Here is a 23,191-nt window from a genome sequence, read left to right as displayed (position 1 = left end):
TTGTTGGTGATATAGTTTCAAACGGTACTATGATTGACTGTTAAGTAGCATTTATAACTATTAGGTGCAGAGATATTCGGCCAAATGGATTTGTTTTCTGGGGTGAAAGTAACTTTTGTTATAATGTGCGATGTTGACTATTGAGCTTTTTTAATAAAAACAGCCAGCTTTAAACAAGCTGCGTCATCTTAAGAGAGATAAACATTTGCCGCTGTTGGTCCTCGCAGGCCATTTACGCGGCAAAATTCCACGCGTAATCCTGGTATAAGCACTTCTGCGTCGCGGGGAGTGAATGCGGAAATATGGACCTGGACTTCTTTACGACCGTCGGAGGGGATAATGAATCCTTTGCCGCTTTTGCGATCAAAGGTTTTGACAATTCCTGTCATTTTACGGGACAAACAAATTCCTTACTGAAAATACTGCGCTGCACTATACGGGGTTAATAAAATAAAGCCAGCGATATTTAAGACCGCCGGACGGCTAAAATAAAAATTGCTTAATCTCAATTATCATGCGTTAATAGCTGCGTCGGTTTGAAAGACAGACAGCATACAAAGTAGTTTACTAAAGCAGTTCTCATTATCAGGCATTATCCCCTTCTTTTGAGTCTCTCTCCTGAACACTAAGTAGTTTCTGTATTAAAGCCCTGTTTGCCGAAAGGCCCAAAATGAAGGAAGTAAAATATGTCTAATAAAATGACTGGTTTAGTAAAATGGTTTAACGCAGATAAAGGTTTTGGCTTTATCACTCCTGATGATGGCAGCAAAGACGTTTTCGTCCATTTCACCGCCATCCAGAGCAATGAATTCCGCTCGCTGAACGAAAATCAGAAAGTTGAATTTTCTATTGAGCAGGGGCAACGTGGTCCCGCGGCAGCGAACGTTGTTACGCTCTAAGGTTGCCGTTATTACTCAACATCTCCATTTCCGCTGTCCATGTTGTCATGGTTCACAGTACCGCACATCGGCATTCGATGTGACGGAGCGAAATCCTTTAGGGGCAAAGTGTATTTTTTGTAAATCGACGATGATCACCTTTGATAACGTCGCGCTGCAAATACGCACTGACCATGCGCCGCTGGATTTCACAAAATAAGATCAGGCTCCCTCGTGGAGCCTTTTTTATATCTGCCTTATTTTTCTTCAACGCTGTATGTATAGTAAGCGATAACCTGTTGATTATTGAATCTTTAGGGGAGATGGCTTATAACATTTCTTACCTGACCAGGGTACCGGGAACCAACACCTTACTGGCGTGTTGCTGTCTTTTAAGACCAGAAGAGGTTAACAGTGAATATTGAAGAGTTAAAAAAACAAGCCGAAACGGAAATCGCTGACTTTATCGCGCAAAAAATCGCCGAGCTGAACAAGAATACAGGGAAAGAAGTCTCTGAAATTCGCTTCACCGCACGAGAAAAAATGACCGGGCTTGAAAGCTATGATGTCAAAATCAAAATAATGTGATTTTGTGAACATCACCCCGTGCGAGGTGATGTTCCGCTTGTTGCTAATTTAGTGACCAATCATTGGCGCTTGCGGAATTAAGCGTCGGTACAATTCCTCCGGCACCGGGCTTTGCCATACTCCCGCATACATTGCGTAACCAATCACCGCAAACATAATCCCCAGAACCAGTAGCGTCATTAACCAGCCAGACAACGCAAAGGCTTTTTTATTTGCCGCAGGTTTTTGCAGTGAAAAGGTCAATGTTGAGGCTACCGGACATGACTCTACGCAAGTTATACAACCGGTACATTCCACGGTTCGTACCTGAATTAATTTATCGACCGGGATCCGCGATGGGCAATTTTTTGCGCATTTGCCACAGTCGATACAACTTTCGGCATTGCGACGAATCTTAAACGGCGACAATAGCGAAACCACGCCCATCAGCGCGCCATATGGGCAAAGATAACGACACCAGGCATGGCGAATAAACAGACTGACAATCAGCAAAACGGTCACGCTGATTAATGTCGCGGTCCCCATATGACGAAAGAAATCGAGCATTTTAACGTCCATCACCACGCTGTAGGGCGACAACATAAAATAGTGAATAGCCTGAGCGGGCATCAATAACGCGATATAGAGAAAAAAACTCAACAGCAAATACTTCACGCCGCGCAGAGGAATATCCAGACAGCGGGGAAGGACAAATTGCCGACCAAACAGTTTGTTACCGAGATCGCCGATTAATTCAGAAAGCGTACCAACCGGGCATAACCATGAACAAAAGGCCTTTTTTAGTAATAGACTGATGACGATAAAAGCGACCAATAACAGCATCGCGGCGGCGTGGACGGACGGTAACTGGCCTGTTGCAAGGCTATATTTCAGATTCATCAGACCGGCAATCGGTAGCCAGCCTTCGATGCCTCCTGGCCTGGCGACAAATGTCGTACTACCTGCCGTTTCGTAATAGCGCACCCAATACCAGAACGTGATGGCAATATAAATATTAATTGCCAACAGTAATAATTGCGTCGCTTTACGCCAGGTCGTGGCATTGCGCCAGTCATTCCACGGTAATTTGCCGCCCGTCGTGCCTGGCCGCCGCTGCCAGCGGGTTCTTCTTTTCTCTGCCATGATTTTGCCAGTCCGTTAAGTTGCATACCAAATGCCACTATTCTAGTTGTTCTTAACTGGCTGATATTGATTCAAATCGCGTTCAGGTCTTTCTTATTCAACCATACTTCCAGAGCGGCAACACTGCGTGTAATGTCTTCGTGTGGAAGGGGGGCAGATAATGGCTGCTGCTCCAGTTGTGCGCATAACTGGCTGGCGCTACGCATTCCCAGACTTGAGCAACTGCTTTTTAGCTGATGCGCGGCACGCTTTATTTTCTCGCTATCCTGACTGGCGCGGGCAATGTCGATTTCATCGAGAAGCGGCAGGGCATGTTGTTTAAATAATGCCAGCCATTCGTGGATCTTCTTTGTTCCCATTAACTGAGCATCTTCATTGAGTTGCGATATATCCAACGGTTGATCGTTACTGGTTTGCAGTTGGAGATAGTGCGCCAGTAACTGACCGAGCACTTCACGCGGCACCGGTTTAGGGATAATCCCGCGAAATAGTGAACTGGTACGCTGGCGCAGTGTTTCGTCGATGACATGGGCGCTAAAGCCAATCAAAACCAGTGACGGATATTGCTGTGCCAGTTGCCGGGCAAGGGTAATGCCGTCTATATCCGGCAGATCAAAATCCACCAGTGCGGCAGCAAACGGTTCGCTATTTTGCAATGCCTCTATTGCCTGCGCGGCATTTCCTACCGCAACGACCTGCGCACCACTGGTGTTCAGCATTTCGACGGTAATTCGCTGGGTTAGCGGGTTATCTTCAATTAACAGCAAACGCAAATCGTCCAGACGTACCGCCTGATTGACTGTTTTGGGCACGGGTGCCGTGGCAATACGTAACGGCAAGCGTAAACAAAAACAGCTTCCAACCTCCGGCGTACTGGTGGCGCTCAGTTCGCCACCCATCGCCTGGGCCAGACGGCTACTGATAGTCAGCCCCAGCCCGGTGCCGCCGCGTTTGCCGCTTACCTGAACAAATGGCTGGAAGATTTCTGCCAGTTTCGCGGGATCAATACCGCAGCCGCTGTCTTCTACTTCGAGTAGCCATTGCTCGCCATCAGTGCGACTACGCAGGATAATGTGCCCTTCGTCAGTGAAACGCAGGGCGTTGCTCAACAGGTTGGTAACGACCTGACGAATTCGTCGCGGATCGCCCATTAACGCAGTCGGTACATCGTCGGCAATTTCAGTTGCCAGGCGAATCGGGCGACCTTTCACCCGTCCGCTCATTAATTGCAGGGTACTTTCCAGCAACGGGCGCGGTTCAAAGGGTTCATCGCTGACCGAAACATTCTTGCCGCCTGCTTCGATAGCCGAATAATCGAGAATATCGTTGAGGATGGTCAGCAACGATTCACCAGAGTCAGTAATTGCCCGCAAATCATCACGCTGGGCATTAAGTGCGGGGTTATCTGCCAGCAGTTGCGCGGTGCCGAGAATACCGTACAGCGGTGTGCGGATCTCATGGCTCATTGCCGCCAGAAACGCCGATTTTGCCTGGCTGGCTTTTTCTGCTTCCGCCCGTGCCTGTCGATGTTCGACCACCAATTCCTGCAATTCGACTGTGCGCGCTTTTACCTGCGCCGCCAGCTGTTCGCGGTGGCGATTAAGCGCATGAACACTGCTGCGAAACGCATCCATCAGCCGCCCGATGGTGTCCAGCTCCCGCACGCCAGCGGTTTCCGGGAAAGGGGAGTTGATATCACCGTCCAGCAGTCGTTGCAGCGCCTGCGTTTGTTCGGCAAGGGGACGCGTGACTGAGCGATAAACCACGCGCCAGAGGATCAGAATCAGTGCGCAAAGAGAAACTATCCCCAGCAATAACAGGCTGTATTGCCCGCGTGCACTGGCTTTTTCCAGATGCGCCAGGCCATGCTGATTACGCAGCTCAATGGTGTCGACCAGTTGACTGACTTCGCTACTAAACTGCGCGAACTGGGCGATGTTATTTTGGGCGAGAGTTTGCAGGTGATTGCTGATTTCACTGTCCTGCTGATACAGCGCCAGCAAATCGCTATATTGGCTAACGGTAGTTAACGTTGTCGCGACCTGTGCACGAACACCGGGATCTTCAATGCGTATTTGCCGACGTTGCAGAATTTTAACCGCATTATTGAGTTGCTTTTCCAGCGTTGGCGCATTTTTCTGGATCTGTTCCAGCCCCAGATTCATCACCATTTGCTGCACCCGCAGGGCGCTAAGGCGCAGTTCATTCATCTGGTTAACGTACTCAAGATCGATATCAATCAGCCGATCAAGTGCGTTTTCTGCGGCCTGACGCTGATGTTGTTCGATCAAATCGTAAATCCCGGCCTGGGTCGCTCCGGCAGAGGTCGCCGCATTATTCGCCTGACCTTGCGCCAGGCGTGCGATCTCATCGGCAGCAGCGACTATCTGCTGGCTGAGTTGCTGTTGTTGCTGGCGCAGTTGCAAACGCTGCCCCACCAGTTCCCCTTGTTGACGTAACGAACGGGAGATCTCCTGCTCCTGTTGTTCAATAGCGGTGGTATCAAAACCTTGTTCCCGTAACGCTTGCAGCAACGCGTTAATCTTCAGGCTTTGTGCGGTGAGCATTCGCCCCTGCGCCTGCCACATCTTTTCGTTATCGGCACTGGTCAGGTTCTGGGCGGCGAAAAGTTCCCAGGCGCTGGCTTCGCTCAACTGGCGCGCCATATTCATGGTAGGAATCAATGCCTGAGTATTGTCTTTTTCCACCTGGCTGATAAAGCGCAGGTTGTACCATCCCACCAGGGTACTGGTCAGGGTTAACAGCGCCATCAGGGCAAAGCCCATCCAGAGTCTTCGGGTCAGGGTTAAATTCACGGTCAGTGTACTTAAGGTGAAAAAGGTTGAGTCGCAAAGCGGAATGCATCTAGCATAAAGCCTTATCATTGATGAGGCTATCATGCGCGTACTGCTATTGTTACTTCTTTCCCTTTTCATGTGGCCTGGTTTTTCGGCTGATAACTTGTTGCGCTGGCATGATGCGCAGCATTTCACGGTGCAAGCCTCTATGCCGCTTAAAGCCAAACGCGCATGGAAACTGTGCGCGCTTTATCCCAGCCTGAAAGATTCATACTGGTTATCGTTGAACTATGGTATGCAGGAGGCTGCTCGCCGCTACGGTGTGGATTTAAAAGTGCTGGAGGCAGGCGGCTACAGCCAGTTGGCTACCCAGCAAGCACAAATCGACCAGTGCAAACAGTGGGGGGCAGAGGCCATCTTGCTCGGAAGTAGCACGACGTCATTTCCCGACCTGCAAAAGCAGGTAGCAAGTCTTCCGGTGATCGAACTGGTAAATGCTATTGATGCTCCCCAAGTGAAAAGCCGCGTTGGTGTGCCGTGGTTTCAGATGGGCTATCAACCAGGGCGATATCTGGTGCAATGGAGCCACGGTAAACCACTGAACGTGCTGTTGATGCCCGGCCCCGATAACGCCGGGGGCAGTAAGGAGATGGTAGAGGGTTTCCGCGCCGCCATTGCCGGAAGCCCGGTGCGTATTGTCGATATTGCGCTCGGCGACAACGATATTGAAATCCAGCGTAACCTGTTGCAGGAGATGTTGGAGCGCCATCCAGAAATCGACGTTGTGGCCGGAACGGCGATTGCGGCAGAGGCGGCAATGGGTGAAGGGCGCAACCTGAAAACGCCGCTGACCGTGGTGTCATTTTATCTTTCACATCAGGTGTATCGCGGACTAAAGCGGGGAAGAGTGATCATGGCTGCCAGCGATCAAATGGTCTGGCAGGGGGAACTGGCGGTTGAGCAAGCGATCAGGCAATTACAGGGACTATCGGTGTCTGATAATGTCAGCCCACCGATTTTAGTCCTGACGCCGAAAAATGCCGACCGCGAACATATCCGCCGCTCGCTGTCACCAGGGGGATTTCGTCCGGTCTATTTTTATCAGCACACATCAGCGGCTAAGAAATAACCTTCGCCATGTTGTGTCACCAGTAAATCCGCGCTGAGTTTATGACGTAAACGACGAATTAACACATCGACGGTGCGCAGATCGGGGTTTTCCACCCGGCGCGCAGAAAGCATACGCAGCAGACGTTCACGGCTGAGAATTTCGCCCGGATTAGTCACAAATGCCACCAACATTTCATACTCTGCGCGGGTTAGTTTAATCGGTTCGCCATCAAGCTCCAGCGTATGGCGCGACACATTCAGGCAATAACCGGCAAAGCGATAGCAGTTGTCCTGAGTGAGCGGTTGAGCTTGTCGCGCGAGGTCGATTCGCCAGAGCAGATTTTTCACCCGTACCACCAGTTCGCGCAGTTCCAGCGGTTTGGTAACGTAATCGTCTGCGCCCATTTCCAGCCCAACAATACGGTCAATCCGATCGCTGCGTCCGGTAACCAGAATAATACCCACCGTCGAACGTTCCCGCAGGGCGCGGGTTAACATCAGGCCATTTTCATCGGGCAAATTGATATCCAGCAGAATTAAATCCACTGGCTGGTTTTGCATAATTTCACGCAGCCCGGCACCGCTCGCCGTAACGGAAACCGTATACCCCTCCTGAGTGAAGTAGGTTTGTAATCGCGCCTGGGTAACCGGCTCATCTTCAACAATAACAATGTGATGTGGCATCAGAGAGTTTTACTCATTCTGTTCATATCTGTTCATATTCTGCCGTAAGCCGTTCATCCTGACCAGTGCCGCTGTTCATATTTGCTTATTAAGATCGCTTCACTAAACCATAATTTTACAGGGGCTATTATGAGGAAACTCTGGAACGCGTTACGCCGACCCAGTGCTCGTTGGTCGGTACTGGCGCTGGTCGCTATTGGGATTGTGATTGGCATTGCGCTGATTGTGTTACCTCACGTGGGGATCAAAGTCACCAGCACAACCGAATTTTGTGTCAGTTGCCACAGTATGCAACCGGTGTATGAAGAATATAAACAGTCGGTGCATTTCCAGAACGCCTCCGGCGTGCGAGCTGAATGCCATGACTGCCATATCCCGCCGGATATTCCAGGCATGGTGAAGCGTAAACTGGAAGCGAGCAACGACATCTACCAGACCTTTATTGCCCACTCCATTGATACACCTGAGAAATTCGAAGCCAAACGCGCGGAACTTGCCGAGCGTGAATGGGCGCGAATGAAAGAAAACAACTCGGCAACCTGCCGCTCCTGCCATAACTACGACGCGATGGATCATGCGAAGCAGCATCCTGAAGCGGCGCGTCAGATGAAGGTGGCAGCGAAAGATAATCAATCCTGCATCGACTGTCATAAAGGTATTGCCCACCAGTTACCTGATATGAGTAGTGGCTTCCGTAAGCAATTCGATGAGCTGCGCGCCAGTGCAAATGATAGTGGTGATACGCTGTACTCCATTGATATTAAGCCAATTTATGCGGCGAAAGGCGATAAAGAAGCGTCTGGTTCTCTGCTGCCTGCTTCGGAAGTGAAAGTCCTTAAACGTGACGGCGACTGGCTGCAAATTGAAATCACTGGCTGGACGGAAAGCGCAGGACGTCAGCGTGTACTCACCCAGTTCCCTGGCAAACGCATCTTTGTTGCCTCGATTCGTGGCGATGTTCAGCAGCAGGTGAAAACGCTGGAGAAAACCACCGTTGCCGATACCAATACCGAGTGGAGCAAATTGCAGGCCACCGCGTGGATGAAGAAAGGCGACATGGTGAACGATATCAAACCGATCTGGGCTTATGCGGATTCGCTGTACAACGGCACTTGTAATCAATGCCACGGCGCACCGGAAATCGCCCACTTCGACGCTAATGGTTGGATTGGCACGCTCAACGGCATGATTGGCTTTACCAGCCTCGATAAACGTGAAGAACGCACCTTGCTGAAATATCTGCAAATGAATGCGTCTGATACCGCAGGTAAGGCTCACGGCGATAAGAAGGAAGAAAAATAATGAACAATAACGATCTCTTTCAGGCATCACGTCGACGTTTTCTGGCACAACTCGGCGGCTTAACTGTCGCCGGGATGCTGGGGTCGTCATTGTTAACGCCGCGCCGTGCGACTGCGGCGCAAGCGGCGACTGAGGCTGTCACCTCGAAAGAGGGCATTCTTACCGGGTCGCACTGGGGGGCTATCCGCGCGACGGTGAAGGATGGTCGCTTTGTGGCGGCAAAACCGTTCGAACTGGATAAATATCCGTCGAAAATGATCGCCGGATTGCCGGACCACGTACACAACGCGGCGCGTATTCGTTATCCGATGGTACGCGTGGACTGGCTACGTAAGCGCCATCTGAGCGACACCTCCCAGCGAGGTGATAACCGTTTTGTGCGCGTGAGCTGGGATGAAGCCCTCGACATGTTCTATGAAGAACTGGAACGCGTACAGAAAACTCACGGGCCGAGTGCCTTGTTGACCGCCAGTGGTTGGCAGTCGACGGGGATGTTCCATAACGCGTCGGGGATGTTGGCGAAAGCGATTGCCTTACATGGTAATAGCGTTGGTACGGGTGGGGATTACTCCACCGGTGCTGCGCAGGTGATCCTGCCGCGTGTAGTTGGCTCAATGGAAGTGTATGAACAGCAAACCTCCTGGCCGCTGGTATTGCAGAACAGCAAAACCATTGTGCTGTGGGGCTCCGATTTGCTGAAAAACCAGCAAGCGAACTGGTGGTGCCCGGATCACGATGTTTATGAATATTACGCGCAGTTGAAAGCGAAAGTCGCCGCCGGTGAAATTCAGGTCATCAGCATCGATCCGGTTGTTACATCCACTCATGAGTATCTGGGACGCGAGCATGTGAAGCACATTGCGGTTAACCCGCAAACTGACGTGCCGCTGCAACTGGCGCTGGCGCATACGTTGTACAGCGAAAACCTGTACGACAAAAACTTCCTCGCTAACTACTGTGTGGGTTTTGAGCAGTTCCTGCCCTATCTGCTGGGCGAGAAAGACGGTCAGCCGAAAGATGCCGCATGGGCTGAAAAACTGACCGGCATTGATGCCGAAACCATTCGTGGACTGGCGCGGCAGATGGCGGCGAACAGAACGCAGATTATTGCTGGTTGGTGCGTACAGCGTATGCAGCACGGTGAACAGTGGGCGTGGATGATTGTGGTACTGGCGGCGATGCTGGGGCAAATTGGCCTGCCAGGTGGTGGCTTTGGTTTTGGCTGGCACTATAACGGCGCAGGCACGCCGGGGCGTAAAGGCGTTATTTTGAGTGGTTTCTCCGGCTCTACGTCGATTCCACCTGTTCACGACAACAGCGACTACCAAGGCTATAGCAGCACTATTCCGATTGCCCGTTTTGTCGATGCGATCCTCGAACCGGGAAAAGTGATCAACTGGAACGGTAAATCGGTAAAACTGCCGCCGCTGAAAATGTGTATTTTTGCCGGAACTAACCCGTTCCATCGCCATCAGCAGATCAACCGCATTATTGAAGGCTGGCGCAAGCTGGAAACGGTTATCGCCATAGATAACCAGTGGACCTCAACCTGCCGCTTTGCCGATATCGTGCTGCCTGCGACCACGCAGTTTGAGCGTAACGATCTCGACCAGTATGGCAACCACTCCAACCGTGGCATTATCGCCATGAAACAGGTGGTGCCGCCGCAGTTCGAGGCGCGCAACGACTTTGATATTTTCCGCGAGCTGTGCCGTCGCTTTAATCGTGAAGAAGCCTTTACCGAAGGGCTGGACGAAATGGGCTGGCTGAAACGCATCTGGCAAGAAGGTGTACAACAGGGCAAAGGACGCGGTGTTCATCTGCCAGCGTTTGATGACTTCTGGAATAAGAAAGAGTACGTCGAGTTTGATCATCCGCAGATGTTTGTTCGCCACCAGGCATTCCGGGAAGATCCGGATCTCGAACCGCTAGGCACGCCGAGTGGCCTGATTGAGATCTACTCAAAAACCATTGCCGACATGAACTACGACGATTGTCAGGGGCATCCGATGTGGTTTGAGAAAATCGAACGCTCCCACGGTGGGCCCGGCTCGCAGAAGTATCCGTTGCATCTGCAATCTGTGCATCCGGATTTCCGACTTCACTCGCAGTTATGTGAGTCAGAAACGCTGCGTCAGCAATATACGGTCGCGGGTAAAGAGCCAGTATTTATTAGCCCGCAGGATGCCAGTGCGCGCGGTATTCGTAACGGTGATGTGGTACGCGTCTTTAACGCTCGTGGTCAGGTCTTGGCTGGAGCAGTGGTTTCTGACCGCTATGCACCCGGCGTGGCACGAATTCACGAAGGGGCATGGTACGATCCAGATAAAGGCGGCGAGCCTGGTGCACTGTGTAAATACGGTAACCCCAACGTGTTGACCATCGACATCGGTACTTCGCAGCTGGCGCAGGCGACCAGTGCACATACCACGCTGGTGGAAATTGAGAAGTACAACGGAACAGTGGAACAAGTGACGGCGTTTAACGGCCCCGTTGAGATGGTGGCGCAGTGCGAATATGTTCCCGCGTCGCAGGTGAAATCATGACCACGCTGACAGCACAACAGATTGCCTGTGTCTACGCCTGGCTGGCGCAGTTGTTCTCCCGTGAGCTGGACGATGAACAACTAACGCAAATCGCCAGTGCGCAGATGGCTGAATGGTTTTCGTTGCTAAAAAGCGAACCGCCGCTCACTGCGGCGGTAAACGAGCTGGAAACTAAAATTGCCGCTCTGACAGTGCGTGACGACGCCCGTCTGGAACTGGCCGCTGACTTTTGCGGCCTGTTTCTGATGACCGACAAACAAGCGGCGCTGCCTTATGCATCGGCCTACAAACAGGACGAGCAAGAGATTAAACGCTTGTTAGTTGAGGCAGGGATGGAAACCAGCGGCAATTTCAACGAACCGGCAGATCATCTGGCGATCTATCTCGAGTTGTTGAGTCATCTGCATTTTTCGCTGGGAGAGGGGACCGTTCCTGCGCGAAGAATCGACAATCTGCGGCAAAAAACACTGACGGCGCTGCGACAATGGTTACCGGAGTTTGCGGCGTGTTGCCATCAGTATGATAGCTTTGGTTTTTACGCGGCACTAAGCCAGTTATTGCTGGCGTTAGTGGAGTGCGACAACCAAAACAGATAATGCCGTTTGTAGGCCAGATAAGACGCGTTGAGCGTCGCATTAGACATTAAGGCAGATCCGCCGGATGCGGCATGAACCTTATCCGGCCTACGGGGACAGTGCGCTTTGTAGGCCTGATAAGACGCGTTAAGCGTCGCATCAGGCAACAAACTCACGGATGAGCCACAAACCGGGAAAGCCGCTGGCGCAGCAAGCGGTTTTCCTGCTTCAGGTGCGCAATATCATCCATTAACGTCAGCGCCACCGCGATCCCCGGCCAGTCCAGAGCCAGTTCATGACGCAGGCGTACCGCACGTTGCACCACAATGGCGGCATGGTCGTCAAATACCCAGGTTGTTTCCAGGCGCTCTCGCGGTTCAACCACCCCCAAACCGACAATTTCATTCAATTCCTCTTCAGAGATGCCGGTATGTAGGCAAAATTCGGTAATAGTAAAAGTCACCGTAACATTAGCCATCATGCTTTCCCCCAATCTTTACGTGGTTCAAAAGACGACTGGGCGTCTGCCAGTTGCTGCCACAGCGCGGCCGTATTTTCATCCGGTTTCGGCGGCATCACGATTTTCAGTACCGCATACAGATCGCCGGTCTGTTTTTTGCTCACCAGGCCTTTGCCTTTAACGCGTAATCGTTGCCCGGCCTGACTGCCCGGCGGGATAGTTAGCAAAATGCTTTCTTTCAGTGTTGGAACGGTGACTTTAGCACCCAGCGCCGCTTCCCACGGGCTAACCGGCACCACAATTTCCAGATCCTGGCCGACAATATCAAACAATGGATGCGGCGCAATATGAATCACCAGCCACAAATCGCCATTTGGGCCGCCATTTTCGCCCGGCGTTCCCTGGCCTTTCAGGCGGATGCGTTGACCATTGCCGACGCCCGCCGGGATCTTCACATTCAGCGTTTTCGGGATTTCCTGTTCGATCATGCCAAAGGCGTTATAAACCGGCAGGTTATAGCTGATGGTACGCTTGTGCTCAGTAAGCGTTTCTTCCAGGAATACCGCCACTTCGATTTCAATATCGTGGCCGCGGGTGGCGGGGCGTTGACGGCTCTGGCGGGCATGCTGACCGAAAATTGACGAGAAGATATCGTCAAAATCTTCGGCGTTAAAACTCTGACCGTCGTCATGATGGAATTGACGGTTAAATTGCGGATCGTTGCGATGTTGCCACATCTGATCATACTCAGCGCGACGTTGTTCATCACTTAACACTTCCCAGGCTTCAGCGACCTCTTTGAAGCGGGCTTCGGCATCCGGTTCTTTGCTGACATCAGGATGGTATTTGCGGGCCAGTCGACGATAGGCGGTCTTGATTGTCTTGAGATCGTCCGTCGGTTTCACGCCCATGATGGCGTAATAATCCTTTAGTTCCATAGCGTTATCTCGCGTAAATCAACACAAATTGAAGGAACCCCTGTAAGGTAACTCCTATAAGTGTAGGGTAATCCTCAAAATTTCATATGCCAACACAGAATATGTTATTGAAATCATCGTGGAGAGGAGGTGGCGTCAAGATGGATTGCTGAGCATAGTTTAAACAGGTAAAAGGGTGAGCGATTTTTGATAGTTAAATCAGGCACTTTAAGCTTAACTAGGACGTCATTATTTATTAAATTTTATAGGCGCTATATATGGGTAGTAATATACATGGAGTAAGTTGCAGTGCTAATAATTATTTGAAAACAGCCTGGGCCGATATAAAAACCAGGCGCGAAGAAAATCAAAAATGTTCAATCACGCTTTTTGAACAAAAACTAGAGTGTTTTATGCGGTTGTACAATGAAATCATGCGGAAAGAAGAAAATATTTCATGCCTGGTGTGTGAATCACTAGAAACAGAATTAGAGGAAATGCAAAATGATAATGATTTATCTTCATTTATGAAAACATTACGTACTCATGATACAAACACTTATTCAGGGGATTCAGGAGGCATTACCTATACTATACAATATTTTCAAGAAAGAGAGCTTGTTAATATATCCTTGCCGGGTATGTTTTCACAGGCTATTGCAGGCTTTAAAAGTAGCTGTTGGTATAAATTTATAGCATATGTTGATATCTTAAATGAGTGTAATGATGTTTTTTCTGAGTATTGCTTTGATGATGATGAAATTACGAGTGTCCAGCCAAAACGGATAAATACGCCGGGAATATATGATTCAGTTACTGGTATTGATTTGTCTGGTATATCTTTTATTCAGAGTGAAATTAATCAAGCACATAAATTAAAATACGCGCCTGTAGATGGCGATGGATATTGTCTGTTAAGAGCCATACTGGTTATAAAACACGTTGATTATTCATGGGCGCTTGGTAGTCAAAAGACGCAAAAAGAAGTATACGACGAATTTATTAAAATTGTTGATAAACAAGTGATTGAGTCTTTTGTTGATGCAGCATTCTTTAATCTCAGGGAAGATATTAAGACATTATTTGGCGTTGATCTGCATTCTGATAACCAAATTCAGGATATGGGTAATTCTTTAGCGTCGAATTTTATTAAGTTTAAAAAAGAATTCATTGGTAGTTGCTTGAATGACGAAAGATGCATATTGCATTTACCCGAGTTTATATTTAATGATAACAAGGGTTCGCTTGTTTTAAATACCGACTCTCCGGAAAAGGTTAAAGCGGTGAAGAATTTCCTTGCTGTGCTTTCAGATAGCATTTGTTCATTGTTTATTGTTGCCTGTAATGTGGGATCAATCTCCTTGGGAAGTGAATCCTTTTCAACGGATGAAGATCTTGAGTATGGTTATTTAATGAATACTGGCAATCATTATGACGTTTACCTCCCTACTGAACTTTTTGCTCAGTCATACCAGTTAAACCATAAGGAAATGAAAGCGCAACTGGACTATTTAAATCGTTATGCCATCTAATGATAAAGACATGTGCTAAAATAGTTTTTATTAGTATCACATTCTCTTTTCATTAGTAAATATTGCCCCTGTATCGATAACGTCGGTGATATTCTATCTAGCCCATGGTGAAATCATCAACGGCGTACACGAGGCAGGGGCCAATCATGCATAGGTTGCGTCAAATCTTGCCTTTTTTTAATGACAAATATAGAAAAACAGGCACTCAACAAGCCATTTTGCGAACCTGTTCCCGGAAAAATGTCATATTTCTGTCACACTCTTTGGTGATTGATAACAAAAGAGGTGCCAGGAATGAACAAAACGCTAATCGCCGCAGCTGTGGCAGGGATAGTTTTACTCGCTTCAAATGCTCAGGCACAAACCGTACCGGAAGGCTATCAGTTGCAGCAAGTGCTCATGATGAGCCGCCATAACTTACGTGCGCCGCTGGCGAACAATGGCAGTGTGCTGGAACAATCCACACCGAATAAATGGCCAGAATGGGACGTCCCCGGTGGGCAGCTCACCACCAAAGGCGGTGTGCTGGAAGTGTATATGGGCCACTATATGCGTGAGTGGCTTGCAGAGCAGGGGATGGTGAATTCGGGGGAATGCCCGCCGCCGGACACCGTTTATGCCTATGCCAACAGCCTGCAACGTACCGTCGCGACCGCGCAGTTCTTTATTACCGGCGCATTCCCTGGGTGTGACATTCCAGTCCACCACCAGGAAAAAATGGGCACCATGGACCCAACCTTTAACCCTGTGATCACCGATGATTCCGCCGCATTCAGTGAACAGGCGGTGGCGGCAATGGAGAAAGAGCTCGGCAAACTCCAGCTTACCGACAGCTACAAGCTACTGGAAAAAATCGTTAACTATAAAGATTCTCCTGCCTGTAAAGAGAAGCAACAGTGTTCGCTTGTAGATGGCAAAAACACCTTTAGCGCGAAGTATCAACAAGAACCGGGCGTTTCCGGGCCGCTGAAAGTCGGCAACTCGCTGGTAGATGCGTTTACTTTGCAATACTACGAAGGTTTCCCGATGGATCAGGTGGCGTGGGGAGAAATCAAATCTGACCAACAGTGGAAAGTGTTGTCGAAGCTGAAAAACGGTTACCAGGATAGCCTGTTTACCTCACCGGAAGTGGCGCGCAATGTTGCGAAACCACTGGTCAGTTATATCGACAGAGCGCTGGTGACAGATCGCGCCAGTGCACCGAAAATCACGGTACTGGTTGGGCACGACTCAAACATTGCCTCTCTGTTAACGGCACTTGATTTCAAACCGTATCAGTTGCATGACCAGAACGAACGCACGCCGATTGGCGGCAAAATCGTTTTCCAGCGTTGGCATGACAGCAAAGCTAATCGCGATTTGATGAAAATTGAATATGTGTATCAGAGTTCGGAACAGTTGCGTAATGCCGACGCGTTAACGTTGCAGGCTCCGGCTCAGCGCGTGACGCTGGAATTAACTGGCTGCCCGATAGACGCTGATGGTTTCTGCCCAATGGATAAGTTTGATAGCGTGTTGAATGAAGCGGTGAAATAACAGAAAACTCCCCCGCGTGAAGCGGGGGAGTCGCTGGTTAAACGTTTTTACGTTCGATGGTCTGTTCGCCCCAAAAAAGCGAATCTTTATCGGTCTTAGCAAAGGCTTTGACTAACACTTCATCGCTACCTTCTTCCCAAATCTTTTCCGCCATTTTTTCGTCGTACCCGGCGACTTCGAAAATGGCCTCGGCTATTTCCGGCGACGTATTGCGCAGAGATGCCCATTCACCGACGTGATGAGCTTTCGCTTCTTGAGTTGGCATGCGTATCCTCCTGTTGAAGATTAGCCGTTAAGTTTAACTGCCAGACCTGCGACATATTCCCCTTGATAACGAGCAATAGACAGTTCTTCCTGGCTGGGCTGGCGTGAACCGTCACCGCCTGCGATGGTGGTTGCGCCGTACGGCGTACCGCCGCGAACCTGTGAAACGTCAAATAATTCCTGCGCTGCGTAGCCAATGGGGACAATCACCATGCCGTGATGCGCAAGGGTCGTCCAGGTTGAAGTAATAGTTTGTTCCTGACCACCGCCAGTACCTGTGGAGCTAAAGACGCTCGCCAGTTTGCCGTACAGCGCGCCGGAAGCCCACAGGCCGCCCGTCTGGTCGAGGAAGGTACGCATTTGACCGGACATGTTACCAAAGCGGGTAGGTGTACCAAAAATAATGGCGTCGTAATCGGCCAGTTCTTGCGGGGTTGCAACCGGTGCAGTTTGCGTTTTACCGCCTGCTTTTTCAAATAATTGCGGCGGCATGGTTTCCGGTACACGCTTAACGACAACTTCTGCGCCATCCACTTTGCTTGCACCCTCAGCGACTGCGCGTGCCATCGTTTCAATATGTCCGTACATGGAATAATAAAGCACCAGAACTTTAGCCATTTCTAACCACTCCTCGTGTTATCTCTATTCCGTAGCGATTCGCTACCACTTATTTAAAGATAAGACGTCCTTTTCAGAGTGCAAATTTCACAACCACTTATTTGATTTATAACAACTTTCACAAGCACGCAATTTTGTCGCAAAATGACACATTTTTATCTCATCGCGTTTTTTTAATCATAAGAGCGGCTTATAGATAATTATTGGAGATGATATCTATTCTCGCTAAGAAGCTGTTGCAGGATATTACCAAACGCGGGTCTGCCCGCGTCAGTTCACTAAGCTTAGTCCCACGTAGCGAAAATATGGCAGCCGCCATACGCCGCGTTAATTCTATGCAATATGATGTCTATACCCAGACGGAGGTCAGTAATGGCAAACCATCGAGGCGGTTCCGGCAATTTTGCAGAAGACCGCGAAAGAGCATCAGAAGCAGGTAAAAAAGGTGGACAGCACAGCGGGGGTAATTTCAAAAATGACCCGCAGCGCGCATCTGAAGCAGGTAAAAAAGGTGGCAAGAGCAGTCACGGTAAAAGCGACAACTAGCCGGGCTAATCAATGACGCATGCATTTTTGTCTGTAGCTCGTCAAAAAACCATCACCGCCGGTTACCCCGGCGGTTTTCTGTTTATGGCTCCTGATGAACAACTTCTGGCGGAGGAACGTCAACCAACCTTCTGCTCAACAACGCATTGAGTAAAATCGCGCCAAAGGTTGCTGTACCGATCCCTCCCAACGTAAAACCGCCCAGCGTGAGAGCAAAATCACCCGCACCCAGCACTAAGGTTACTGCGACCATAATCAAATTACCGTTCTGGCTTAAATCCACACGGTTTTGTACCCAGATCCGTGCGCCTGCGACGGCAATCAGCCCGAACACAACAATTGAAGCACCACCAATCACCGGTGCAGGAATGGTATGGATCAGCGCGCCAAATTTCGGCGAAAAGCCCAACAGCATGGCGATGACGGCGGCAGCAACAAACACCAGTGTCGAATAGACTTTTGTCACAGCCATCACACCGATATTTTCAGCATAGGTGGTCACGCCGCTACCGCCGACAGAACCCGAAAGCATTGTTGCCAGCCCATCGCCTACGAATGCCCGCCCCATATACGGGTCCATATTGCGTCCGGTCATCCCGGCGACCGCCTTGAGATGACCTAAGTTTTCCGCCACCAGAATCACCGCCACGGGCGCAATCAGCATCATTGCCTGACCATTAAAAGCAGGAGTGGAAAAATGTGGCAGACCGAACCAGGTAGCATGGCTGACGAGAGTAAAATCGACGGCTTTTCCCAGCCCTAAAACGTTGGTCATCACGCCATACAGCAGACAGGCGACAATTAATCCTACGAGAATCAATAATCGCTGGATCATGCCACGGGTAAACACCGCCACCAGCCCAATACACAGCACCGTCATTACCGCCATCCAACTATCAAAGGCCGAAGCCGATACACTTTTCACTGCGATAGGCGCTAAGTTCAGGCCAATCGCCATCACCACCGCACCCGTCACAACCGGCGGCATTAGTCGTTCAATCCAGCGCGTACCGATTTTCATCACCACCAGGCCAATGACGGTATAAACCAGCCCACAGGCGATAATCCCGCCCAGCGCGATGCTGATATTCGGATTAATTCCCTGACCATTAAAGCCCGTCGCGGCGATCACCACGCCGACAAAAGCCGCGCTGGAACCGAGATAACTGGGGACGCGCCCGCCGGTAATAAAGAAAAACAGTAACGTGCCGATCCCCGACATTAAAATGGAAAGGTTGGGATCCAGCCCCATCAGAATCGGCATTAACACCGTCGCGCCAAACATCGCCACCGCGTGTTGAACGCCCATTATTGCCGTCTGAGCAAACGGCAATCGTTCATCCGGCGCGACCACGCCGCTCTCTGTAGAGGTCGATTTTAACTGCCAGTGAGGAAAACCGAACATTGCCATCAGCTGTCTCCTTAAGGAGGTTAACAAGCAGGGCGCATCAGCGCGTGATAACTGCGATCAAACCACACCAGCCCGTAGGGGGTGGCGTGACGATGAATCGCTTCGATGGCGCAAAACAGAATGTCGTGGGTGCCGACGCTCACCACCTGGCTGATACGGCAGTCAAACGAAACCAGCGCTTCTTCCAGTTGCGGGCATCCGGTCACACCAGTCTGCCAGCGGGCGGCGGCAAAGCGGTGTTCCATGGGCGTTTTACCGCCAAAAAGGTTTGAAAGCGGCTCCTGCCCGGCGCTAAGTGTATTTACACACAGCGTCCGATTTTCATTGAATACCGGCCAGACGGACGCCCCACGATTCAGGCACACCAGTAATGTGGGCGGCGTATCGGTCACGCTGCAGACGGCGCTGGCGGTGAACCCGGCGCGCCCGGCTGGACCGTCCGTGGTGATGATATTGACTGCCGCACCCATACAGGACATCGCATCGCGAAAGGTTTGTTGATCGACAATGTTCATGGTTTGCTCCTTACAACAGCCCGCAGGCCTCTTCAAAGGACAGACGCGGAAGACGCGCATATAGTTTGCTGCTATCGCCATAGCCGATATTAATCAGCAGGTTGCTTTTCAGCGAGCTACCCGCAAAAAAGGCGTCGTCCACGTGTTGACGGTCAAAGCCGGACATCGGGCCGGTATCCAGCCCCAGCGCCCGGCAGGCGACGATCAGATAGGCCGCCTGCATGGAACTGTTGCGAAACGCTGTTTCTTCGGCAAGTTGTGGGCTGGAGGTAAACCAACTGCGGGCATCGCCGTGAGGAAACAGCTGTGGTAACCGTTCATAAAATTCACTGTCCCAGGCGACGATCGCGGTGACGGGCGCGGTCAGGGTTTTTTGCAGATTGCCGCTGGAAAGCGCCGGGCGCAGACGTTCTTTTCCTTCTGCAGTGCGGATAAACACGATCCGTGCCGGAGAACAGTTAGCTGATGTCGGCCCCCATTTCATCAGGGCATAAATCTCCCGTAATGTCTCATCGCTGACGGGTGTCTCTCGCCAGCCGTTGTGAGTGCGGGCATCGGTGAACAGGGTGCTAAGCGCACCAGGGCTAACGGCTTCGTTCATAGCAATTCCTTACAGGCGGCTTCACGATGATGTAACAGGCTGGCAAGCCCGTTGAGCAACAGAGCATTAAACGTTTCGGGATCGGTCACGTTGCAGGCGTGTCCGCCATAGCGCATCACCATTTTCTGGCTATCGGGCAGGGCGGCATGAAGTTCACTGGAACAGGCTGAGGGCACCAGCAGATCATCACTGGCGCAGATGATTTGCACCGGGCAGCGGATGCGATCCGTATGGCGACTAAAGTCAGCACGTTTGAGGGCGTTAAGTCGACGCAGTAAATTGTTTTTGCCCTGAAAATGCGCCAGTGCCAGCGCGTCCTCCGCTTCAAGGCGAGGGGCGCGGGCCGCCATCCAGTCGGCGGGGTAGAGGAACAACGGCTGCGCTTCCACCCATGCCTGCGCGCCGCCGCTATGCAGTAATCGTTCGCGAACCTGAAAACAGCGGCGGGTATGGGCGTTTATTCGTAGCCAGCCGTTAACGCTGACCAGTGCAGTAACCGATGCGGGATAATCCAGCGCCAGCTGCATTCCCACCAGCGCCCCGAGCGCATGGCCGATCACCGCATAACGCTCAATCCCCACACTCATCAGCGCCTGATGCAGTTCCTCTGCCATCTGCGCCAAACTGTAGTCTTCCGCCAGCGTATCTGGATTATTTCCGGTACCGCGCTGGTCGTAACAGACTACCTGATACTCCTGCTCCAGCACCGCCAGTTGCGGCAACCAGTAATTGCCGCTGCCGCCAAGACCCGAAATCAATACCACTACGGGCGCATCAGCATAAGGGGGAGGTGAGAGTGAAAGTTTCATCGCCACCTCACTTAGCGATATGCGCAATCGTGGCGATTTCCACCAGCGCGTCAGGCTTTACCAGTCCGCACTGAATGCAGAATCGCGCCGGTTTATCATCAGGGAAAAACTCGGCGTAGATTTCGTTAATCGCGGCGTAATTTTTCCAGTCGGTAATAAAGATGCTGTTGAAGGTCACGTCCGCCATCGTGCCACCCGCCGTCTCGATAACCTTGCGGATGGTCTCCAGAACGTGGCGGGTTTGCGCCTTTGGGTCATCGGCAAACAGCACGTTATTATATTGATCAAAAGCCAGCGTACCGGAGACATACACCACGCCATCAGCCAGCGTGCCGGGAACGAAGGGAGCCAGCGGTGCGCTGCTGCCAGCGGGAATAATTACGGATTTTGGCATCGTTAAACTCCTTAAGCGATACGAGCAAAGGACGTGGGAGAAAGTGCGTCGCAGAACGTTTCGACGTCGCTTACCCAGCCAAAAAAGGTTTCGATATTGAACAACGCTGCTTTCTGTGCAAATTCCGGCCCCGCCTGGTGTGTTGCGTCTTCCAGCACCACGCCGAAATACTCCAGAAAAAAGCCGTCGCGTAGCGTCGATTCGACGCAGACGTTGGTAGCGATGCCGGTGAAAACCAGATGGCGTATTCCGCGGCTGCGCAAAATGCTGTCCAGCTGCGTATTGAAGAAACCGCTGTAGCGCGGCTTCGGCAGCACAATATCGCCAGGCTGCGGCACCAGTTCATCTACCAGTTGATAATCCCAGGAGCCTTTCGCCAGCAATTTCCCCTGTAGTTGCGGCTGCTTACGCATGGTTTTCAGGGCGTTCGATTTATGAAAATTCGGTGAGCCGGGACCGCCAGCCTCGACATACTGTTCATCCCAGCCATTTTGAAACCAGATGATCAACATCCCTGCCGCTCGCGCTGCGGTCACGGCGGTTTGAATATTGGCAATGACCGGGCGAGTGGTTGAGACATCAAACCCGGCGAGATCTAAATAGCCACCTGGTGTGGCATAAGCGTTTTGCATATCCACCACGATCAGCGCACTTTGCTGCGGATCGAAGGTAATGGCTTCCGGTCGAGCGGTTAAGGTCGTCATCATGCCACCTCCTGAGTTAGCGCAGGGAGATGGGCGCGGCACTGCAACAGTGGTTGAATACGCTCGCCGAAGGTTTCGATTCCCGACAAAAAATCATCGAAAGTCAACAGCACGCCTTCGGCACCAGGCACGCTTGCGACTTCATCTAACATGCGCGCGACACTGGCGTAAGAACCGACTAACGTCCCCATATTGATGTTTACCGCCGAAGTGGGATCGGCCATCTGACGGACGTTGGTGTCAGTACCGGAGCGGGTATCTTTCTGACTTTGTTCGGTTAGCCAGCTTAACGCCTCTTCATCGGCACCCGCTTTATAGTGTTCCCATTTGGCGCGAGCGGCATCGTCGGTTTCGTCGGCAATCACCATAAACAACACATAAGAGCCAACGTCGCGCCCGGTTTGCTCTGCGGCCTGTTTCATCCGAGCGGCGGTCGGGGCGAAAGCCGTGGGCGTATTTACGCCTTTGCCGAAACAGAAGTTGAAATCGGCATACCGGGCGGAGAACGCCATGCCAGCGTCGCTTTGCCCGGCGCAGATCACTTTCATGGGTACGCTCGGTTGTGGACTGACGCGGCAATCGTTCATGGTGAAAAAATCGCCTTTAAAATCGCTTTTCCCCGTTCCCCATAGGTCGCGCAGCACCTGGACATATTCGGTGAGATAGTCATAACGACGGGAAAAATAGTCATCGCCAGGCCAGATGCCCATCTGCTCATACTCGGGTTTTTGCCAGCCAGTCACCAGGTTTACGCCAAAACGCCCGCCAGAGATGGAGTCAATGGTTGCGGCCATACGGGCGACGATTGCCGGAGGTAACGTTAAGGTGGCGGCAGTGGCGTAAATCTGAATGCGTGAGGTCACGGCTGCCAGCCCCGCCATCAAAGTGAACGACTCCAGGTTGTGATCCCAGAACTCAGTTTTGCCGCCAAAACCACGCAGTTTGATCATCGACAGGGCGAAATCGAAATGGTAGTGCTCCGCTTTTTGCACGATGGCTTTATTCAGTTCAAAGGTCGGCATGTACTGCGGCGCGTGGGTCGAAATGAGCCAGCCGTTGTTGCCAATAGGTACGAATACGCCAATTTTCATCATCAACCTCTCTTCGTCTCGTAAAGTGAAAGTCAGACGGGGCGCTGCATCCTGCATATCCTTTTCTGCCGCGTAATGGCTTGTTTGCAAAGCGGATGCCAGTTTTTAAAAAGTGAATGTTATTAATGTGTTAATGTTAAGTTGTCTAAAATGCCTGGAAAAAAGTGGACTAAACGGTCAAAACAGTTGC

At 51.0% G+C, this 23,191-nt stretch carries 26 protein-coding genes; 11 read left to right on the top strand and 15 right to left on the bottom strand.

Annotated features, from left to right (window positions below; all coding sequences use genetic code 11):
• Positions 1-188: 188 nt before the first annotated feature.
• Positions 189-401, bottom strand: a complete 213-nt coding sequence (gene cspH / locus HEN33_RS07630) for a cold shock-like protein CspH (RefSeq protein WP_000087763.1) — start codon at positions 399-401, stop codon at positions 189-191.
• A 285-nt stretch (positions 402-686) separates the two neighbouring features.
• On the opposite strand from cspH, the gene cspG reads away from it, so the two are divergent.
• The 4 genes from cspG to HEN33_RS07610 are packed head-to-tail and all read left to right on the top strand — an operon-like array spanning position 687 to position 1,466.
• A complete protein-coding gene (cspG, locus tag HEN33_RS07625; protein WP_176263468.1) occupies positions 687-899 on the top strand; it encodes a cold shock protein CspG in 213 nt (70 codons plus the stop codon).
• Between the two features lie 10 nt (positions 900-909).
• Positions 910-1,098 carry a cold shock small protein YmcF gene (ymcF, locus tag HEN33_RS07620; protein WP_071524879.1) on the top strand — a complete coding sequence of 63 codons (189 nt, stop codon included), beginning with the start codon at positions 910-912 and terminating at the stop codon, positions 1,096-1,098.
• On the top strand, positions 1,073-1,303 hold the full coding sequence (gene ymcE / locus HEN33_RS07615; protein ID WP_032193925.1) for a protein YmcE: 231 nt from the start codon (positions 1,073-1,075) through the stop codon (positions 1,301-1,303). Before ymcF ends, ymcE begins: the two co-directional genes overlap by 26 nt.
• The gene (locus tag HEN33_RS07610; protein ID WP_001019197.1) at positions 1,293-1,466 is read left to right on the top strand and encodes a GnsA/GnsB family addiction module toxin; all 174 of its coding nucleotides are present in this window, start codon (positions 1,293-1,295) and stop codon (positions 1,464-1,466) included. The genes ymcE and HEN33_RS07610 overlap by 11 nt, the downstream gene beginning before the upstream one ends.
• Positions 1,467-1,514: 48 nt before the next feature.
• Here the strand turns inward: HEN33_RS07610 and HEN33_RS07605 are convergent, their stop codons facing one another.
• Both HEN33_RS07605 and torS read right to left on the bottom strand, forming a co-directional pair.
• Positions 1,515-2,588 carry a 4Fe-4S binding protein gene (locus tag HEN33_RS07605; RefSeq protein WP_176263469.1) on the bottom strand — a complete coding sequence of 358 codons (1,074 nt, stop codon included), beginning with the start codon at positions 2,586-2,588 and terminating at the stop codon, positions 1,515-1,517.
• Positions 2,589-2,659: 71 nt separating this feature from the next.
• The gene (gene torS, locus HEN33_RS07600; protein ID WP_176263470.1) at positions 2,660-5,404 is read right to left on the bottom strand and encodes a TMAO reductase system sensor histidine kinase/response regulator TorS; all 2,745 of its coding nucleotides are present in this window, start codon (positions 5,402-5,404) and stop codon (positions 2,660-2,662) included.
• 82 nt (positions 5,405-5,486) lie between these two features.
• On the opposite strand from torS, the gene torT reads away from it, so the two are divergent.
• Positions 5,487-6,515, top strand: coding sequence for a TMAO reductase system periplasmic protein TorT (gene torT, locus HEN33_RS07595; RefSeq protein ID WP_105277090.1), 1,029 nt, complete (start codon positions 5,487-5,489; stop codon positions 6,513-6,515).
• Here the strand turns inward: torT and torR are convergent.
• Entirely contained in the window at positions 6,488-7,180 is a 693-nt protein-coding gene (gene torR, locus HEN33_RS07590; protein ID WP_001120131.1) for a two-component system response regulator TorR, read from the bottom strand. The genes torT and torR overlap by 28 nt on opposite strands.
• 129 nt (positions 7,181-7,309) lie before the next feature.
• On the opposite strand from torR, the gene torC reads away from it, so the two are divergent.
• The 3 genes from torC to torD are packed head-to-tail and all read left to right on the top strand — an operon-like array spanning position 7,310 to position 11,624.
• Positions 7,310-8,482: a pentaheme c-type cytochrome TorC gene (torC, locus tag HEN33_RS07585; protein WP_001230242.1), complete on the top strand. Its 1,173-nt coding sequence runs from the start codon at positions 7,310-7,312 to the stop codon at positions 8,480-8,482.
• A complete protein-coding gene (gene torA, locus HEN33_RS07580) occupies positions 8,482-11,028 on the top strand; it encodes a trimethylamine-N-oxide reductase TorA (RefSeq protein WP_176263471.1) in 2,547 nt (848 codons plus the stop codon). The genes torC and torA overlap by 1 nt, the downstream gene beginning before the upstream one ends.
• Positions 11,025-11,624 (top strand): molecular chaperone TorD, encoded by a 600-nt coding sequence (gene torD / locus HEN33_RS07575; protein WP_088541668.1) that lies wholly within the window; start codon positions 11,025-11,027, stop codon positions 11,622-11,624. The genes torA and torD overlap by 4 nt, the downstream gene beginning before the upstream one ends.
• A gap of 151 nt (positions 11,625-11,775) precedes the next feature.
• On the opposite strand, the gene cbpM is transcribed toward torD, so the two are convergent.
• Positions 11,776-12,081: a chaperone modulator CbpM gene (gene cbpM, locus HEN33_RS07570; RefSeq protein ID WP_000024566.1), complete on the bottom strand. Its 306-nt coding sequence runs from the start codon at positions 12,079-12,081 to the stop codon at positions 11,776-11,778.
• On the bottom strand, positions 12,081-13,001 hold the full coding sequence (cbpA, locus tag HEN33_RS07565; RefSeq protein ID WP_105287867.1) for a curved DNA-binding protein: 921 nt from the start codon (positions 12,999-13,001) through the stop codon (positions 12,081-12,083). The genes cbpM and cbpA overlap by 1 nt, the downstream gene beginning before the upstream one ends.
• Positions 13,002-13,258: 257 nt before the next feature.
• Here cbpA and HEN33_RS07560 point away from each other — a divergent pair, with 257 nt between their 5' ends.
• Together HEN33_RS07560 and agp are read left to right on the top strand one after the other, a co-directional pair.
• The gene (locus tag HEN33_RS07560) at positions 13,259-14,512 is read left to right on the top strand and encodes a hypothetical protein (protein WP_000535375.1); all 1,254 of its coding nucleotides are present in this window, start codon (positions 13,259-13,261) and stop codon (positions 14,510-14,512) included.
• Positions 14,513-14,806: 294 nt separating this feature from the next.
• Complete coding sequence (gene agp / locus HEN33_RS07555) at positions 14,807-16,048, top strand: bifunctional glucose-1-phosphatase/inositol phosphatase (protein ID WP_088541670.1); 1,242 nt, start codon at positions 14,807-14,809, stop codon at positions 16,046-16,048.
• Between the two features lie 37 nt (positions 16,049-16,085).
• Here agp and HEN33_RS07550 read toward each other — a convergent pair whose 3' ends face one another.
• Together HEN33_RS07550 and wrbA are read right to left on the bottom strand one after the other, a co-directional pair.
• Positions 16,086-16,313: a YccJ family protein gene (locus HEN33_RS07550; RefSeq protein ID WP_001143120.1), complete on the bottom strand. Its 228-nt coding sequence runs from the start codon at positions 16,311-16,313 to the stop codon at positions 16,086-16,088.
• A gap of 20 nt (positions 16,314-16,333) precedes the next feature.
• A complete protein-coding gene (wrbA, locus tag HEN33_RS07545; protein WP_001151437.1) occupies positions 16,334-16,930 on the bottom strand; it encodes an NAD(P)H:quinone oxidoreductase in 597 nt (198 codons plus the stop codon).
• Between the two features lie 372 nt (positions 16,931-17,302).
• On the opposite strand from wrbA, the gene HEN33_RS07540 reads away from it, so the two are divergent.
• Positions 17,303-17,476 carry a con-10 family general stress protein gene (locus HEN33_RS07540; protein ID WP_001273658.1) on the top strand — a complete coding sequence of 58 codons (174 nt, stop codon included), beginning with the start codon at positions 17,303-17,305 and terminating at the stop codon, positions 17,474-17,476.
• Positions 17,477-17,558: 82 nt separating this feature from the next.
• On the opposite strand, the gene rutG is transcribed toward HEN33_RS07540, so the two are convergent.
• The 7 genes from rutG to rutA are packed head-to-tail and all read right to left on the bottom strand — an operon-like array spanning position 17,559 to position 23,001.
• The gene (gene rutG / locus HEN33_RS07535; RefSeq protein WP_176263472.1) at positions 17,559-18,887 is read right to left on the bottom strand and encodes a pyrimidine utilization transport protein G; all 1,329 of its coding nucleotides are present in this window, start codon (positions 18,885-18,887) and stop codon (positions 17,559-17,561) included.
• A 20-nt stretch (positions 18,888-18,907) separates the two neighbouring features.
• Positions 18,908-19,402 (bottom strand): NADH-dependent FMN reductase RutF, encoded by a 495-nt coding sequence (rutF, locus tag HEN33_RS07530; RefSeq protein WP_001028095.1) that lies wholly within the window; start codon positions 19,400-19,402, stop codon positions 18,908-18,910.
• 10 nt (positions 19,403-19,412) lie between these two features.
• Positions 19,413-20,003: a malonic semialdehyde reductase gene (locus HEN33_RS07525; RefSeq protein ID WP_032183902.1), complete on the bottom strand. Its 591-nt coding sequence runs from the start codon at positions 20,001-20,003 to the stop codon at positions 19,413-19,415.
• Complete coding sequence (gene rutD, locus HEN33_RS07520; protein ID WP_105278270.1) at positions 20,000-20,812, bottom strand: pyrimidine utilization protein D; 813 nt, start codon at positions 20,810-20,812, stop codon at positions 20,000-20,002. The genes HEN33_RS07525 and rutD overlap by 4 nt, the downstream gene beginning before the upstream one ends.
• A gap of 7 nt (positions 20,813-20,819) precedes the next feature.
• Positions 20,820-21,206, bottom strand: coding sequence for a 3-aminoacrylate deaminase (gene rutC / locus HEN33_RS07515; RefSeq protein ID WP_176263473.1), 387 nt, complete (start codon positions 21,204-21,206; stop codon positions 20,820-20,822).
• 11 nt (positions 21,207-21,217) lie between these two features.
• On the bottom strand, positions 21,218-21,910 hold the full coding sequence (gene rutB, locus HEN33_RS07510) for a peroxyureidoacrylate/ureidoacrylate amidohydrolase RutB (protein ID WP_105287906.1): 693 nt from the start codon (positions 21,908-21,910) through the stop codon (positions 21,218-21,220).
• Entirely contained in the window at positions 21,910-23,001 is a 1,092-nt protein-coding gene (rutA, locus tag HEN33_RS07505; RefSeq protein WP_123057320.1) for a pyrimidine utilization protein A, read from the bottom strand. Before rutA ends, rutB begins: the two co-directional genes overlap by 1 nt.
• Between the last annotated feature and the right edge of the window lie 190 nt (positions 23,002-23,191).

Origin of the sequence: Escherichia sp. 94.0001, from assembly GCF_013369155.2 — a bacterium.
Taxonomy (GTDB): Bacteria; Pseudomonadota; Gammaproteobacteria; order Enterobacterales; family Enterobacteriaceae; genus Escherichia; species Escherichia coli_F.
Note: the sequence above shows the minus strand (reverse complement) of the source record. Positions and strands in the feature narration are given on the sequence as shown.